The following is a 15629-nucleotide window of genomic DNA, read 5'->3' on the forward strand; positions in this document are numbered from 1 at the left end:
GGCGGGGACCGTCGTGCGGCTACCCATCGACCGGGTGCCGAGCCCCTTCCCGTTCACGCTGTCGCTGCCGCAACCGGAGACGGAGGATCTGCTGCGCACGCACGCCACCGGCATCGGGGTGCGGGTGGAGACGGGCGTCGAGTGCGTGCAGGTCCGGCAGGAGGACGACCACGTCGTCGCGCTGCTGCGGCACGCGGACGGCTCGACGCGGACCGTCCTCGCCGACTGGCTGGTCGGCTGCGACGGCGCGCACAGCCAGGTTGGACGCACCGCCGGCATCGCCGCACACGGCTACGACCTGCCCGAGACCTTCGCCCTCGGCGACGTCGTGACCGACTGGGCCCGCGAACGCGCCCACGTCCAGGTGACCTTCTCCCCCACCGGGCTCGTCGCCGCCTTCCCGATGCCCGGCGACCGTCGCTGGCGTTTCATCGCCGACACCACCGACGCCCACCCCGACGACAATCCCGGCGACCGCCCCGCCGATCCCGACCTGGCATCGTTGCAACGGCTGCTCGACGAGCGGCTGCCCGATCCGCCACGGCTGGCCGAGGCGATCTGGACGAGCACGTTCCGCATCCACCAGCGTCGGGCGGCGACGGTGCGACGCGGGCGGGTGCTGCTCGCGGGCGACGCGGCGCACTCGCACAGCCCCGTCGGCGGGCAGGGCATGAACACCGGCCTGCAGGACGCCTACGCCCTGGGCTGGCGCCTCGCGCTGGTCGCCCTCGGGCAGGCCGACACAGCCCTGCTCGACACCTACGCCGCCGAGCGGGAGCCGGTCGCCGACCGGCTGCTGACCGGCACGGCCCGGGCGACCCACGCGGTCACCGCGCAGCACCCGGCCGCCCGGCAGGCACGTGGCCTCGCCCTGCGCCTGATCGCTGCCAGCCCGCCGCTGGGCCGGTGGGCGGCGGGCGTGTTCAGCCAGCTCGGGCTCGGCTACCCCGACAGCCCCCTCACCGAGAGCGCGCCGGGCCACCGCGGCCGCCGGCGCGGCGTCCCGGGCCCGGGGGCGCTCGCACCGGACGCCGCGCTCGCCACCCCGGGCGGCCCGACGCTGCGCCAGGCGACCCGGACCCCCTGGTTCTCGCTGCTGCTGTTCGCCGGCGGCGACCCGGCCGCGGCCCGCCGACTGCGCGACGACGCCGCCCGGATCCACGCCCGTTTCGGCGACCTCGTCACCGTCCGGGTTGTTGCGACTACCGATGCCGAGCCCAACCCCGACGAGGCGGACACCGACCGGGAGCCGAACTCCGGTGGCGAGACGACCACTCTCCGCGACGGCACCGTCGTCGACCCGGCGGGGCGGGCGCGGGCGCGCTACGGCGCCGCGGTCGGCGAGGCCATCCTCGTCCGTCCCGACGGCTACCTCGCCTACCGGTCGATCGGCGATCACGTCGTCCACCTGGAGCTCTACCTGCACGCGCACGGCATCACCCCGCGCCCACCGGGGCGGTACGCGCCGGCACGATCCGAGCGGGGATCGGCACGGGCCGAGGACTCGCCCGAAGGCGTGGCGCCACTCCGCGGAACATCATGATCGCCGGAGCACAACGGGTACGGAGGAGCGGAGATTCCGCAGTTACGGGAGAAACTCGATGGGGCTCCTGGTGCGCAGGATCGAGAAATTCCGTCGATCAGGAGTCGCCACGGCATCTACTCCAAGCCTTTCGGCGATTCGGCGATTGCGACGACAGAAGCGTCAATCGCGCCGAGTGGAAAGTCGACATATTTCTCAACGAGCTCGACGACCCGCTCGATGTCCGGCCGGGCCAACGGGATCAGGCTGATCCGTCCGGCCCCGATGGAGCGCAGGAACGCGGCTTCGGCGCGGGTTCCCTTCTCCCGTGACAGCAGATAGCAGACCTCGGTGAGCACACGAGGCAGGGAACGAGTAACGGGCGAGGCGTGTGTCGCGTGAGCGCGACACACCGAAAGTTCTGCATAAACCTCCAGGTGCTGGCGTCGGGGAGGCGGGCCGGGTCGGTGGTGGCCACCACCAGCCGGGTGTTCCCGTCCGGCCCCCACCAGCCCAGCCGAGCCTCGGCCACCCACCCGGTGGCGGTGTGCCCGTCCCGGAAGGCGCGGGTCACTGCCGTCCAGTCCCCGGGATCATCCGGACCGTTCCAGGTCAGCTGCCGGGCGGCGTCCACCGGGGTATGCGCGTCGGGGCCGTAGGCCCAGGTCCCCCGGTGCGGTGTGAGGGCCATGACGAACGGCAGCCCCGCCCCGCGCAGCTCGGCACGCACCCCGTCGTGGTCGCCGTAGGCGCAGTCGGCCACCACCGCCCGGAAGGCCACCCCGGCCGGGCGGGCACGCCGAGCCAGCTCGACCGCGAGCGGAGAGTAGACACGGTCATCGGCCCACAGAGTGCTCACGGTGACCACGCCGTTGTCGGTCTTGCCGTACCGGCCCAGCCACTGGCGGCCCACATGCGCCGTCGCGGCGCCTGCGACGTGCCCTAGAACCGGCCGGCCATCACCCGCGTGGCACGACGTCGATCGGCCGACGAGCGTGCCGCAAGCCGTCCAGGCCTTCGGCGGCGCGGCTGGTCATCGCCGTGACCGTGCTCGTCGACAGCCGGCATCCCGAACGGCTCGCGCAGCGTCTGCGCGGTCCGGTCGACTCCGAGGTGCAACTGATGGTTGCGCGACTCCGAACCTCCGGGTAACCTGATGTGCAACCAAAGGTTGCGGGAGGGCTTCATGGAGTTCGGAACCATCGAGCGCGAGATCTACATTGAGGCGTCGCCCGAGGTCGTCTTCGAGGTGGTGAGCAGTCCCGACCACCTCAAGCAGTGGTGGCCGGACGACGCCCGGTACGAACCGACGCCCGGATCCCCGGGGGAGATCGTCTTCGGTGACCGCGACGCCGGCGGGACAGTGGTGGCGTTCACCGTCGTCGACGCGCGTCCGCCGCGGACGTTCTCGTTCCGCTGGACGCACCCGGCCGACGAGGCCGCGACGGAGGACAACTCGCTGCTGGTCACCTTCGACCTGACCCCGTCGGGCGCCGGGACGCTGCTCAGGATGACCGAGACCGGCTTCCGCGAGCTGGGCTGGGAGATCGCCGTCCTCGAGCAGCAGTACCAGGAGCACGTCACCGGCTGGGACTTCTACCTGCCGCGGCTGGCACCCTACGTCGCGACGCTGCAGGTGCGGCCATGAACACCGCGGTGACCGGGAAGGTCGACGACGACCTCTGGTCCGCGATCGGGGACCCGACCCGGCGCCGCATGCTCGACCTGCTACTCATCGAGGGCGACGGCACCGCGACCACCCTGAGCCAGCAGCTGCCGGTCACCCGGCAGGCAGTGGCCAAGCACCTCGGCGTCCTCGACCGGGCCGGCCTGGTCCGGGCGACGCCGACGGGCCGGGAGAAGCGGTACCGGGTGGACAACGCCCAGCTCGCCCGCGCCGTGACCCAGCTGTCGTCGGTCGGGGCGGCGTGGGACGCCCGGCTCCAGCGGATCAGGCGCATCGCCGAGGCGATCCAGCGCACCCAACAGAACTGACGAGATCAAGGAGAGTCGAGATGGTGGACATTCTGCACAGGATCGGGGTCAAGACCCCGACACCAGAGAAGGTGTACGACACGCTGACGACCGTCGAGGGCCTCGCCGGCTGGTGGACCGACGACACGAAGGGGAGTGGCGACGTCGGCGGCGTACTCGAGTTCCGGTTCCCGGTAGGTGGCTTCGACATGGAGGTCATCGAGCTACGGCCGTCCGAGCGGGTGGCGTGGCGGGTGGTCGACGGCCCCGAGGAATGGATCGGGACGACGATCGACTGGGACCTCCGCCAGGACGGCGACTACACGATTGTGCTGTTCAAGCACCAGGGCTGGAAGGAGCCGGTGGAGTTCATGCACCACTGCAGCACCAAGTGGGGCTCGTTCCTGATGAGCCTGAAGTCCCTGGTGGAGACCGGCGAGGGCGCGCCAGCGCCGCGGGACGTGCAGATCAGCGACTGGCACTGAGCCGGCGGGCGGTCAGCCCCGTCCGGCGTCGCCCGAGGTGATCGTCTCGGCGGTCCGCTGGTCCTTGCGCGGCAGGTCCGCCAGCATCCGCGCCGCGAACTCCACCAGCCGAAGATTATCCGCCGGCAGGGTGGGATCAACCTGCGCACAACCGAGGACATTGCGGCGCTCGCGGCGTGGCTGAATCCGGTCATCCGTGGTTGAACGCATCAACACCTACCTGGTGCGCGGAGTGACAGGAGACCGTCATGCTCCGTGCTGTGGGGGCCCGAGGGCGAGATCCCCCCGGGGCTACCCGGCGCAGCCGGGCCGGCCGGTGGGATTGGCATTTCCCATCGCAGCGTCCCGGATCCGCATGCCACCGGCGCGGTGTTCATCCACTCGACGGCTGGGCGCCCCCGGCGGGCAAGGCCGGGTCCTCCGTGCTGCAATCTGTCCCCGCTTCGCTGGGTGAGCGACGCCAGCGGCGAGAGTCGCCGCCCGGCACGCTGGAGGTTTCGTGGACCGCCGTCGGGTGCTCACGGCAATCGCTGCAACACCACTTGCCGCCGCTCCGCTCGCCGCGTCGGTGGCGGCAGCGGGGCCCGCACTGGCCGCCGGAACGGCCGCCGGAACGGCCGCCGGCGGCGAGCGCCGCCGTTCGACGCTGGTCATCGGGCACCGCGGCGCCTCCGGCTACCGCCCCGAGCACACCCTGGCCTCCTACGAGCTGGCCGCACGCCTGGGCGCGGACTTCGTGGAGCCCGACCTGGTGCCCACGAAGGACGGCGTCCTCGTCTGCCGGCACGAACCGGAGATCGGCGGGACGACGAACGTCGCCGACCACCCCGAGTTCGCCGGCCGGAAGAAGACGGCGTCACTCGACGGCGTGGCGACCACCGGCTGGTTCACCGAGGACTTCACCCTGGCCGAGCTGAAGACGCTGCGCGCCAAGGAGCGGCTGCCCGAGGTGCGCCAGGAGAACACCCTTTACGACGGGCTGTTCGAGATCCCGGCGTTCACCGAGGTCCTCGATCTGCGGGCCCGGCTGTCGAAGGAGCTCGGCCGGGAGATCGGCGTCTACCCGGAGACCAAGCATCCGACCTACTTCGCCAAGGCCGGGCTGCCTCTGGAGCAGCGCCTCGTCGACACCCTGAACCGCTACGGCCTCAACCGGCGCGAGGCGGCGGTGTTCGTCCAGTCCTTCGAGACGACGAACCTCGCCCAGCTGCGCAAGCTCGGGCTGCGCACGTCGGTGGTGCAGCTGCTGTCGGCCGAAGGGGCGCCGTTCGACCTCGTCGACGCCGGGGACAAGCGGACCTACGCCGACCTCGTGACACCGGCCGGCCTGCGCGCCATCGCCGCCTACGCCACCGGCATCGGCCCCGACAAGCTGCAGGTCATCCCCCGCAACCCCGACGGATCGCTGGGCCGGGCGACGTCGCTGGTCACCGACGCGCACGCCGCCGGGCTCGTCCTGCACCCGTACACGTTCAGGGCGGAGAACACGTTCCTGCCGGCGGACTACCGCCGCGGCACCGCCGCGAACGACTTCGGCCGGGCCATCGACGAGCAGGTCGCCTACCTCCGGGCCGGCATCGACGGGCTGTTCACCGACCAGGCCGACATCGGCGTCCTCGCCCGCGCCGTCGCTGCCGGACAGTCGATCGGCGCCGCCCAGCCGGCCCCGCACTCGGCGACCTGAGAGCCGCCGCGGTGCGGTGCGGCAGCCCGAGGCGGCAGCGGTGCGGGGACAGGGCCGTCCCCGCACCGCACCGCTCGTCGGCCCCCGCCGCCCACCTCAGCCGAGCAGGTCGCGCAGGTGCCGGGCCGAGCTACCTCGCCCCCTCCAGCCGCTCCAGCCAGCGGTGCAGGTCACGGGCGGTCGACGCGGCGTGCTCGTTCATCATCGACTGGTGGTCGCCGGCCACGTCGAAGGAGTCGTGGTCCATCGACCAGTCGGTCGTCCACGCCTGCCCGTGCCCGGTGATGTCCTCGGCGACGGTGCGCCGGGGCATCCGCTCGGCCGCCCGCAGGAGCATGACCGGCGCGGCGACGTCACGCGGCCGCCAGTTCTCGAACAGGTCGAGGTAGGCGCCCTGCGCGGTGATCTGCGCCTCGGTCATCAGCGCGAACGCCTGGTCGTTGACGGCGATGCCGCGCAGCTCCTCGTGGATGTCCTCCTCCGGGATGCGGTCGGTGGGCAGCCACGTGTCGAGCAGCGCCACGGCCGCGGGGTGCACCCCCCGGTCCTCCAGCGCGGAGGCGATCGCGTGCGCCAACCAGCCGCCGGAGGAGTACCCGGCGATGACGACGGGCGTGACGGGGAAGGCACGCGCGACAGTGTCGGCGTGCATCTCGATGACGAGCTCGGCGTTCGCCGGCAGCAGTTCGCCGTCGCCGAATCCCGGGTGCGGCAGCGCGTAGACGTCGCGCAGGCCGTGCAGGTGCAGCGCGATCCGGGCGAAGTTGTGCGGCCCGGACGGGGCCACCATCGACGGCAGGCACACCAGCGCGACGGGTGCCGGGCCGGTGGCCAGGCGCACCGGCCGCGCGGGCGGGCCGAATTCGGCGGCCGTGTCGAACACCGGACGCAGCCGGGCGGCGGCGCGCAGCACGCCGACGCCGGCGGCGAACTTGCCCTGCGCGCAGGCCTGCCGGTACAGCCCGCGCACCCCGACCTCGACCGCGCCACCCGTCGTGGCCGTGCCCGACGCCGCCGCGGCGGCGCCCGGGGCAGCGCCGGCCGGGTGGGCGGCGCCGGCCGGATGAGCGGCGGCCGGATGAGCGGCGGCGGTCATTTGGGCGGCGAGGGTGTCGAGGTGGGCGGCAAGCTCGGTGACCGTCGGGTGCTCGAACACGACCTGGGTGGCCAGCGCCAGGCCGGACACCGCGGCCAGCCGGCGGCTGAGTTCGACGGAGGCCAGTGAGTCGAAGCCGAGTTCGAGGAAGCGCCGCGTCGGGTCGAGCTCCTCGGGAGTGTCGTAGCCGAGGATGGCCGCGGCCTCGGCCTGGACCAGTTCGGCCAGCGCCCGGGCGCGCCGCGGTGGTCGCAGGCCGAGCACGGTCGGGACGGTCTGGCCCACCCGCGCCGACGGCGCCGGCTGTCCGGGCAGCCCCGCGGGCGGGGCCGCGACGGGCAGTTCCTCGAAGAAGCGGCTGGGCCGGGCCGCGGTGATGGACGGCAGGAACGTCTCCCAGGCGACGTCGACGACGGTCATCGCCGTCTCGCCCGCGGCGACGGCCCGGGTGAGCGCGGTGACGGCCGGTTCGGGAGCCAGCGGACGCAGGCCACGGCGGGTCAGGTAGTCGCGCAGCGCCGGTTCGGCGCCGAGGCCGGCGTCGGCCCACGGGCCGAAGGCCACCGCGGTGGCCGGCCGGCCCTCGGCGCGGCGGCGGGCGGCGAGGGCGTCGAGGTAGGCGTTGCCGGCGCTGTAGGCGGCCTGGTTGCCGCTACCCCAGACCCCCGAGATCGACGAGAACAGCACGAACGCCGCCACCTTCGCCCCGTCCGGGCCGTCGAGCAGACGGTCGAGCGCGCCGGCGCCGGCGACCTTCCCCGCGACGACGTCCGCGAACTCGGCCAGGGTCAGCCGTGCCAGCGGCATCGTCGGGCCGGCGGTGCCGGCGGCGTGCACGACGGCGGTGACCGGTTCGCCGGCGTCGGCCAGCTGGCGCAGCAGCTCGGCGAGCCGGTCGGGGTCGGCGACGTCGCAGGCGTCGATCGTGGCGTGGGTGCCCAGCGCGGCGAGCTCGTCGAGCAGCACCCGGGCGCCGGGGCTGTCAGGTCCACGCCGGCTGGCCAGCACGACGCGGCGGGCGCCGTCGCGGGCCAGGCGGCGGGCGGTATGCGCGCCGAGGGCGCCGGTGCCGCCGGTGATCAGCACGGTCCCGTCGGGTCGCCACGCCCCCGCCCACGCCTCGGTCCGCGCCTCGGTCCGCCCCGACACGGAGTCCGTCTCGGGGATGCCCGCGGGGATGCCCTCGGGGATGCGCAGCAGGCGGGGCACCCGCAGGCCCTGCGGGCGGGGGGCGAACTGGTCCTCGCCGCCGGGGGCGGTCAGTGCGGTGCCGAACCACAGCAGCGTCTGGTCGTCGAGGCTGGTGGGCAGGTCGATGAGGCCACCCCAGACCCGCGGCGTCTCCAGCGCCAGCGTGCGGCCGAGACCCCAGATCATCGCCTGCTCCGGCTGGGTAACCGGATCCTCCACGCCCGTCGTGACCGCCCCGCGGGTGACGGCCCACAGCGGCGCGCCCACCCGCAGATCGCCCAGCGCCTGGACGACGGTGACGGTGAGGGCGAGCCCGGTGGTCAGCTGCGGATGGTCCTGGTGGGGGGTGCCGTCGAGGGCAAGCAGGGAGACGATGCCGCCGACCCCGTCGCCGACCGGCGCGCTGGCGGCGGGGTTCGGCTGCGCACCGCCGAACCCCGCCTCGACCAGCCGTGCGGCGATCGCACCCCGGTCGGCACGGGCGAGCGGCACCGCCAGCGGCGTGCCGCCGAGACGCTCGATCATCCAGGTGACGCGGGCGAGCAGATCCTCGTCCACCCCGGTCGGCGGGACGAGCACGGGCCACCGGCCGTCCAACGGCGCGATGGCGCCGGCCTGCGCGGCGATCGCCGCGGTGATGTCCGCGTCGGCCATCGGCTGCCAGACGGTGCGGTAACGCCAGGTGCCGGGATCGCTGGCCTCGGCCGCCGCCCCGGCCCCGCCCGCCGGCACGTCGGCGACGGACTGGGCGGCGGCGGGCTGGGCAGCGGCGGGCTGCGAGATGCCGAGCTGCGAGATGGCCGGGGCGGCGTCGGCCTGGCGGGGGGCGGGGATGACGGCGGCGGTGCCCGCGAGCCAGTAGCGCCGGCGCTGGAACGGGTAGGTGGGCAGGTCGACGACGGTGCCGGCGCGGCCGATGACGGCCCGCCAGTCCACGTCGACGCCATGGGTGTCGAGACCGGCCAGCGCGGTGAGCAGGGTGGCGGCCTCCGGGCGGCCGGCGCGGGTGGACGCGACCGCGATCGGCGCCGCGGCGTCCGCCGGCAGGCAGGCGGGCAGCAACGCGGTGAGGACCGCGTCGGGGCCGAGTTCGCAGAACGCGGTGGCGCCCTCGGCGTGCAGGCGGCGGGCGGCGTCGAGGAAGCGCACCGCGCCGCGGGCGTGGCGGGCCCAGTAGTCGGCGGTGCACAGCTCCTCGCCGGCCGGCTCGCCGGTGAGGGTGGACACGATCGGGATCGTCGGCCGGTGGTGGGTGACCTGCTCGGCGACGGTGCGAAACTCGGCGAGCATGCCCGCCATGTGCGGGGAGTGGAAGGCGTGGCTGACCGTGAGCCGCCTCGTCGCGTGCCCGCGGGCCGCCCAGCCGGCGGCGATCCGCTCGGCCGCGTCGGCGTCCCCGGCGATCACCGTCGCCTCGGGCCCGTTGACGGCGGCGATCTCCACCCGCCCCGCGTACCCGGCCAGCGACGCGGCGACCTCGTCGACAGCCGCCCGGATCGCGATCATCGCGCCGCCGGGACGGCAGGCCTGCATGAGCCGGCCGCGGGCAGCGACCAGCGTCACCGCGTCGTCCAGCGACCACACGCCGGCGACGTGCGCGGCGGTCAGCTCGCCGATGGAGTGGCCGGCGAGCAGCGCCGGGGTCACCCCCCAGGAGGTGATCAGCCGGTGGAGCGCCGCGCCGAAGGCGAACAGCGCCGGCTGGGTGTACTCGGTGCGGTGCAGCAGGGCCGCGTCCGACGTGCCGGGGGCCGCGAACATCACCTCATGCAGCGGCCGGGCGAGATGGTCGGCGAACCGTTCGCAGATCTCGTCCAGACTGTCGGCGAAGGCGGGGAAGGCGCCGTAGAGGTCCCGGCCCATCCCGTTGCGCTGGCTGCCCTGCCCGGTGAACAGCAGCGCGGTGCGGCTCGGCGCGGCCGAGGCGACCGCGCCGAGGACGACCCCGGCCGCCGGTCGGCCCGCGGCGAACGCGGACAGGGTGCCCGCGAGGCGCCGGGCACCGTCGCCGCCCCGGCGCCGGCCGGCCAGCGCCACGGCCCGGTGCTCGAAGCGGGTCCGGCCGGCGAGGGTGTGGGCGACGTCGACCGGGTCGAGATCCGGATGGTGTTCCAGGTAGGTGGCGAGCTGCTCGGCCTGGGCGCGCAGCGCCGCCGGCGTCCGGCCGGACAACACGATCGGCACCGGCGCGCCGGCCTGTACCCCACCCGGCGCCGTCGGCACGGCAGGCGACATGACAGCGGCAGGCGGCATGACAGCGGCAGGCGGCGGGATGGTGCCGGGGTGGTCGGCGGTGCCGGGGTGGTCGGCGGTGCCGCTGCGCGGCGCGGGTGGGCGCGGCTCGGCCGGGGCCTCCTCGAGGATGATGTGGGCGTTGGTGCCGCTCACCCCGAACGCCGACACGCCGGCCCGGCGCGGGCGGCCCTCGCGGCGCGCCCAGGTCACGTTGTCGGTGAGCAGCTCGACGTCGCCGGCCGACCAGTCGACGTGCGGCGACGGCTCGCGGACGTGCAGGGTGCGCGGCAGCACCTCGTGGCGCAACGCCTGGACCATCTTGATGATCCCGCAGACCCCGGCGGCGGCCTGGGCGTGGCCGATGTTGGACTTCAGCGAGCCCAGGTACAGCGGCCGGCCGGCCGGCCGGTCCTGACCGTAGGTCGCGAGGACGGCCTGGGCCTCGATCGGGTCGCCGAGCGTGGTCCCGGTGCCGTGCGCCTCGACCGCGTCGACGTCGGCGGTCCGCAGGCCGGCGTTGGCCAGTGCCTGGCGGATGAGGCGCTGCTGGGACAGTCCGTTGGGGGCGGTCAGCCCGTTGCTGGCGCCGTCCTGGTTGATCGCCGTGCCGCGCAGCACCGCGTGGACCCGGTGACCGCGCCGGCGCGCGTCGGACAGCCGCTCCAGCAGCAGCACGCCCGCGCCGTCCGCCCAGCCGGTGCCGTCGGCGTCGGCGGAGAACGCCTTGCACCGCCCGTCCGGCGCCAGCCCCCGCTTGCGGCTGAACTCGACCAGGATTCCCGGCGTCGACATGACCGTCACCCCGCCGACGAGCGCCAGGTCGCATTCCCCCGCGCGCAGCGACTGGCTGGCCAGATGGGTGGCGACCAGCGAGGCCGAGCACTGGGTGTCCACGCTCAGCGCGGGCCCCTCCAGGCCGAAGGTGTAGGCGACCCGGCCGGCGATCACCCCGGAGGCGTTGCCGGTGAGCAGCTGACCCTGCGCGTCGGGCGGCGCAGTGTGCCAGGCCGGTCCGTAGTCCTGCAACGAGACCCCGGTGAACACGCCGGTGCGGCTGCCGCGCAGGGAGCGGGGGTCGATGCCGGCCCGCTCCAGCGCCTCCCAGGAGACCTCCAGCATCAGCCGCTGCTGCGGGTCGAGGGCGCCTGCCTCCCGCGGGCCGATCCCGAAGAACGCCGGATCGAACTGGTCGATACCGGTCAGGAACCCGCCGTGGCGGGTGTAGGCGGTGCCGGGATGGTCGGGGTCCGGGTGGTAGAGCCCGGCCAGATCCCAGCCCCGGTCCTCGGGCAGGCCGGCGACGGCGTCGCGCCCGGCGTGCACCAGCTCCCACAGCGCCTGCGGCGAGTCGACGCCGCCGGCCAGCCGGCAGCCCATGCCGACGATGACGATCGGGTCGTCGGCCGGCCGGAACCAGCCACCGGCCGCGGCGCCGACCGCCGCCGGTCCCGCCGTCGGGTTCACCGCGGTGATCTCGTCGCCGATCCCGAGCAGTTCGCGCCGCAGATGGTCCGCGAGGGCGTGCGGCGTCGGCCGGTCGAAGAACAGGGTGGCGGGCAGGCGCAACCCCGTCTGCTCGGCCAGCGCGGCCCGCAGCCGCTCGGCGATGTGGCGGTAGACCCCGAGCGCGCGCCACGGCGCCCCCCGGTCCACGACCCCGGCGCCCGTACCGGCCACGGCGGCGACCTGCTCCGTGACGAGGTCGAGCATCAGCTCGTGCTGAGCGTCCGCCGGCCGGCCGGCCAGCCGGTCCCGCCACGCCCCGTCCGATCCGCCCGCCGCGCGCGGGGATCGTCCGAGGTTCTGGCGCAGATCGTGCATGCGAACTCCCACATTGCTCAGGAACAGGGCAACGATGTGTCGATGACGGTTGCCTGCGCCCGCGCGTGGCCAACGGACAACCGGCGCGCGGGCGCAACGGGCACGGAAGGGGTCCGAGTCCGCGCAGAGGCGACGCGCCAGCCGCCGGTGTGCAGCACAGAGGAAAGTCAGCGTCCCGATGAATCCCGGGCCAATCGGGTGCGTCTGCGCGGCCACGCAGACGCCGACTCGGGCGACCGGCCCGACGCCGGACCGGGCCGCCGTCCACCTCCACTCGCAAGGCGACGGCTCGTTGTTCCGGTCGGACGACTCAGGTACCGGCGCCCGATTGTTGATCACCTTGGACGCATGGTCGCATCGTGCCCGACCGCGCCGAACTACGACAAATGACCCTGGCGCGATCGGGCCATGCTGCCCTGGCCCAGACCGTCATCCGTGCAGGTGACGGTGCATGGCCGGCCGCGGGGTGTCTGCATGCTCACGCCCGATCGCCCCGTCGCGGGGGCGTCCACTCACCACGCTTCGGGCGGGACGACCGGGCTTGGCGCGGTGGCCCCACCAGGCCTGCTGCCGGCGGTGCCAGATGCCCCGCCCGAGCCGCCGCGTTTCCTGCCGGGGCCGGCCTTCCGCCAGGGCCGGCCACTACCAAGGGCCCCCCACCAAGGCGCTTCCGGCCGACGCCGATCCCTGCCGGTGTCACGGGGGACACACCCGAAAGAACCCCCGATGAAGGCACACCCGCGGCCCGATACAGCCCCTCCGTTCGTAACCCTCCATGATGGTTACATGGGCACGGGGCAGTGGTTCACCGACCGGGCCGGAACCCGATGGTTCTTCGACTCGGGCGCGCTGTGCCTCGACTTCGCCTACACCGGCGATCTCGGCTACGCCAACCCCGCCTGGGAGCGGCTGCACAGCCCCGACGACCTCGCCGACTGGCTCACCCAGCGGTTCGGGCCGTTGGCCGGCCCGGTGGACGCCGCCGTCCTGGCCGCGGCGCTCAACCTGCGGGCGGCGATCGTCGCCGTGACGCGGGCCCTCGCCGTCGACGCCGCCCCGGACCCGGCGGCGGTGGATGTCCTCAACGCGTTCGCCGCCGGCGCCGACCTGGCCCCCCATCTCGGCGGTGGCATCCTCGTGCCGCCCGCACCCAGCGCGCCGCGGGCGCTGGCCACGGTCGCGCGCGACGCCGTGCGCACCTTCGCCGCCGGCAGCGCCCGCATCCGCACCTGCGCCGCCGACGACTGCGCCCTGATCTTCCACGACGACTCCCGCGCCAGCTCCCGGCGCTGGTGCTCCATGCGCCGCTGCGGCAATCGCGCCAAGGTCCGCACGCACCGCACCGCCGCCGGCACCCCCACAGCGTCGACCACAACGGCCCCGACGAAGGAGCGACACCGATGAGCACCGTCACCCACCTCAACCCACCCGAGCTGCACTCCTCGCCCGCCTTCTCGCAGGCGACGGTGGCCGAGGCGGGCTGGACCCTCTACATCGGCGGCCAGAACGGGACCGACCGCGAGGGCGTCATCACCGGCGGGATCGCCGAGCAGACCGCCCAGGCGCTGCGCAACGTCCTCACGCTGCTCGCCGCCGCCGAGGCGAGGCCCGAGCACGTCGCCCGGCTGAACGTGGTCGAGATCGAGGCCACCGCCGCCCTCGGCTGACCGCATCCGGCCCGCATTCAGGCGAGTAAGGCTTGGGCCGGCCGGCGGCGACACAATCCCGGAGCTGCGGCGACGGCCGAGACCTGGCTGATACGCAAGGCCGATCGAAAGTCCACCGGTCAGCACTCCAGCGAGGCGTCGCCCCATGGACCTGCCGGAACGGCAGCGCGTCGGGCGTCACGCCCTGCAACCGACGTCCACCCCTGCGCACTCGATTACGACGCTGGTAGAGGATGTTGCAGTATGTCGGGGGTTGGGCACGATGCGGCCGGTTGGGACTTCTTCGTCTCCTACACCGCCGTTGATCGACAATGGGCGGAGTGGGTGGCCTGGCAGTTAGAGGACGCCGGCCACCGTGTGTTGATTCAAGCCTGGGATTTCGTCGCGGGCTCAAACTGGCACGTCAAGATGCAGGAGGGGGTTACCCAGGCAACTCGGACCATCGCGGTGCTGTCCGACTCCTACCTCGCCTCGGTCTACGGGAAGGAGGAGTGGCAAGCCGCTCATGCCGCAGACCCAAGGGGATTGGCCCGCAAGCTGCTCCCGGTTCGGGTCGAGGACTGCGACCGTCCAGGGCTGCTCGGCGCGGTGGTCTCCATCGATTTATTCGATCTTTCCCCCGACGAGGCCCGGTCGTATCTGCTTGTCCAAGTCCGAGGGGCTTTGGATGGCAGGGTGAAACCCGATATCGAACCAGCGTTTCCGGTCCGACCGCGCCAGACATCGCCGGAACGACCGCCTTCCTTTCCCCATCATCAACGGCCACCACAGCCGAGATCAGCTAAGCCACCCCTGATGGGCGAACCCTTTACTAGCCACACCGGCGCGGTGCAGTCGGTAGCGTTTGGGCTGGACGGACGGATCCTGGCCGCCGGAGGCGGTGATGGGGTGTGGTTGTGGGATGTGAGCAATCCAGGTCAGCCGCATGCGATCGACAAGTCTCTCGACGGCTCCGACAATGTGATCTCAGCAGTGTTCGGACGGGACGGGAGGGTCCTGGCCACCGGCAGCGAAAAAGGAGTGGTGCGGCTGTGGGATATCACCGATCCAGGCCAGCCACGTGCGATCGATAGAGCTCCCACCCTACGCCTCAGTGCGGTGACTTCACTGGCGTTCAGTCCGGACGGCCGGACCCTGTTTATCACCGGTTCCCAGGGAATGGTGTACCAGGTGAATATTCCACCCATAGAGGAGCCATACCATCCATTTACGGCCCTCCACCCCTTCAACCTGCACAATCACACCGCCTTGTCGGTGGGATTTAGCAGGTTTGGCCATATCCTGGCCAGCAGCAGGGACTGTGCGGTGCAGCTGTGGGATATAAGCAACCCGAGTGAGCCGGACATGATAGGCGATCCACTTTCCGGTCACACCGACCTGGTTGAGTCAGCAGTGTTCAGTCCGGACGGGCAGACCCTGGCCACCGGCAGTGACGACAAGAAGGTATGGCTATGGGATGTGTCTGACCCAAGCCGGCCACGTGCGATCGGCATGTTCCTGACCGGGCACATCAACGGCCTCTGGTCGATGGCATTCGGACCAGACGGAAAAACTCTGGCCACCAGCATCGACGACGGGGTTGTGCGACTACGTGATATCTCCAGTCCGAGTCGGCCACACATCATCGGCGAGTTTCTAACCGGATACGATGACCCGATTTGGTCAGTCGCGTTTAGGCCGGACGGGAAGGTCCTCGCCACCGGCAGCGAAGATGGCACTTTGAGACTATGGAACTTGAAGTAAGTATTTCGGCGGACGCGGCGGTGCCAGTCGCGGTGTGCTGTGCACGGTCCGAGCCCGTGAATCCGTACCCACCACACCGCAGGTGACGAACATCGATGGGGCGGTCGCCCTGACGACGGGAGCCTCTACGAGGTTCGAACCTCAGGCCGGCGATGTGGCCGGCGATGTGGCCGGCGCCGGGCCAGCGGCGGTGGGTGCGGGGGGTGCGGGG

Annotated in this window: 12 protein-coding genes; 8 read left to right on the forward strand and 4 right to left on the reverse strand. The window is 73.0% G+C overall.

The features are described from left to right. Positions 1–1543: FAD-dependent monooxygenase (locus NBZ83_RS20315; protein ID WP_261575590.1), on the forward strand; the 1543-nt coding region annotated here is incomplete at its 5' end. 116 nt (positions 1544–1659) lie between these two features. Here NBZ83_RS20315 and NBZ83_RS20320 read toward each other — a convergent pair. Next, positions 1660–1881 carry a PIN domain-containing protein gene (locus NBZ83_RS20320; protein WP_261575591.1) on the reverse strand — a complete coding sequence of 74 codons (222 nt, stop codon included), beginning with the start codon at positions 1879–1881 and terminating at the stop codon, positions 1660–1662. Next, positions 1785–2435 carry a transposase gene (locus NBZ83_RS20325; protein WP_498041067.1) on the reverse strand — a complete coding sequence of 217 codons (651 nt, stop codon included), beginning with the start codon at positions 2433–2435 and terminating at the stop codon, positions 1785–1787. Before NBZ83_RS20325 ends, NBZ83_RS20320 begins: the two co-directional genes overlap by 97 nt. A 273-nt stretch (positions 2436–2708) precedes the next feature. Between NBZ83_RS20325 and NBZ83_RS20330 the strand changes: the two genes are divergently transcribed. The 3 genes from NBZ83_RS20330 to NBZ83_RS20340 are packed head-to-tail and all read left to right on the forward strand — an operon-like array spanning position 2709 to position 3981. After that, a complete protein-coding gene (locus NBZ83_RS20330) occupies positions 2709–3170 on the forward strand; it encodes an SRPBCC family protein (protein ID WP_261570850.1) in 462 nt (153 codons plus the stop codon). Further along, entirely contained in the window at positions 3167–3517 is a 351-nt protein-coding gene (locus tag NBZ83_RS20335) for an ArsR/SmtB family transcription factor (RefSeq protein ID WP_261570851.1), read from the forward strand. Before NBZ83_RS20330 ends, NBZ83_RS20335 begins: the two co-directional genes overlap by 4 nt. 20 nt (positions 3518–3537) lie before the next feature. Beyond that, positions 3538–3981 carry an SRPBCC family protein gene (locus NBZ83_RS20340; RefSeq protein ID WP_261570852.1) on the forward strand — a complete coding sequence of 148 codons (444 nt, stop codon included), beginning with the start codon at positions 3538–3540 and terminating at the stop codon, positions 3979–3981. Between the two features lie 12 nt (positions 3982–3993). On the opposite strand, the gene NBZ83_RS20345 is transcribed toward NBZ83_RS20340, so the two are convergent. Next, positions 3994–4191, reverse strand: a complete 198-nt coding sequence (locus tag NBZ83_RS20345; RefSeq protein ID WP_261570853.1) for a hypothetical protein — start codon at positions 4189–4191, stop codon at positions 3994–3996. A 304-nt stretch (positions 4192–4495) separates the two neighbouring features. Between NBZ83_RS20345 and NBZ83_RS20350 the strand changes: the two genes are divergently transcribed. Continuing rightward, a complete protein-coding gene (locus tag NBZ83_RS20350) occupies positions 4496–5665 on the forward strand; it encodes a glycerophosphodiester phosphodiesterase (protein WP_261575592.1) in 1170 nt (389 codons plus the stop codon). A gap of 130 nt (positions 5666–5795) precedes the next feature. Here NBZ83_RS20350 and NBZ83_RS20355 read toward each other — a convergent pair whose 3' ends face one another. Then, a complete protein-coding gene (locus NBZ83_RS20355; RefSeq protein ID WP_261575593.1) occupies positions 5796–12008 on the reverse strand; it encodes a type I polyketide synthase in 6213 nt (2070 codons plus the stop codon). A gap of 786 nt (positions 12009–12794) precedes the next feature. Between NBZ83_RS20355 and NBZ83_RS20360 the strand changes: the two genes are divergently transcribed. The 3 genes from NBZ83_RS20360 (at position 12795) to NBZ83_RS20370 (ending at position 15418) form a co-directional block, all read left to right on the forward strand. Next, complete coding sequence (locus NBZ83_RS20360; protein ID WP_261575594.1) at positions 12795–13412, forward strand: CGNR zinc finger domain-containing protein; 618 nt, start codon at positions 12795–12797, stop codon at positions 13410–13412. Next, entirely contained in the window at positions 13409–13675 is a 267-nt protein-coding gene (locus NBZ83_RS20365; RefSeq protein WP_261575595.1) for a RidA family protein, read from the forward strand. Before NBZ83_RS20360 ends, NBZ83_RS20365 begins: the two co-directional genes overlap by 4 nt. Positions 13676–13918: 243 nt before the next feature. Further along, positions 13919–15418: a toll/interleukin-1 receptor domain-containing protein gene (locus tag NBZ83_RS20370; RefSeq protein WP_261575596.1), complete on the forward strand. Its 1500-nt coding sequence runs from the start codon at positions 13919–13921 to the stop codon at positions 15416–15418. The last annotated feature ends 211 nt before the right edge of the window (positions 15419–15629 follow it).

It is taken from the genome of Frankia gtarii (assembly GCF_025403375.1).
Taxonomy (GTDB): domain Bacteria; phylum Actinomycetota; class Actinomycetes; order Frankiales; family Frankiaceae; genus Frankia; species Frankia gtarii.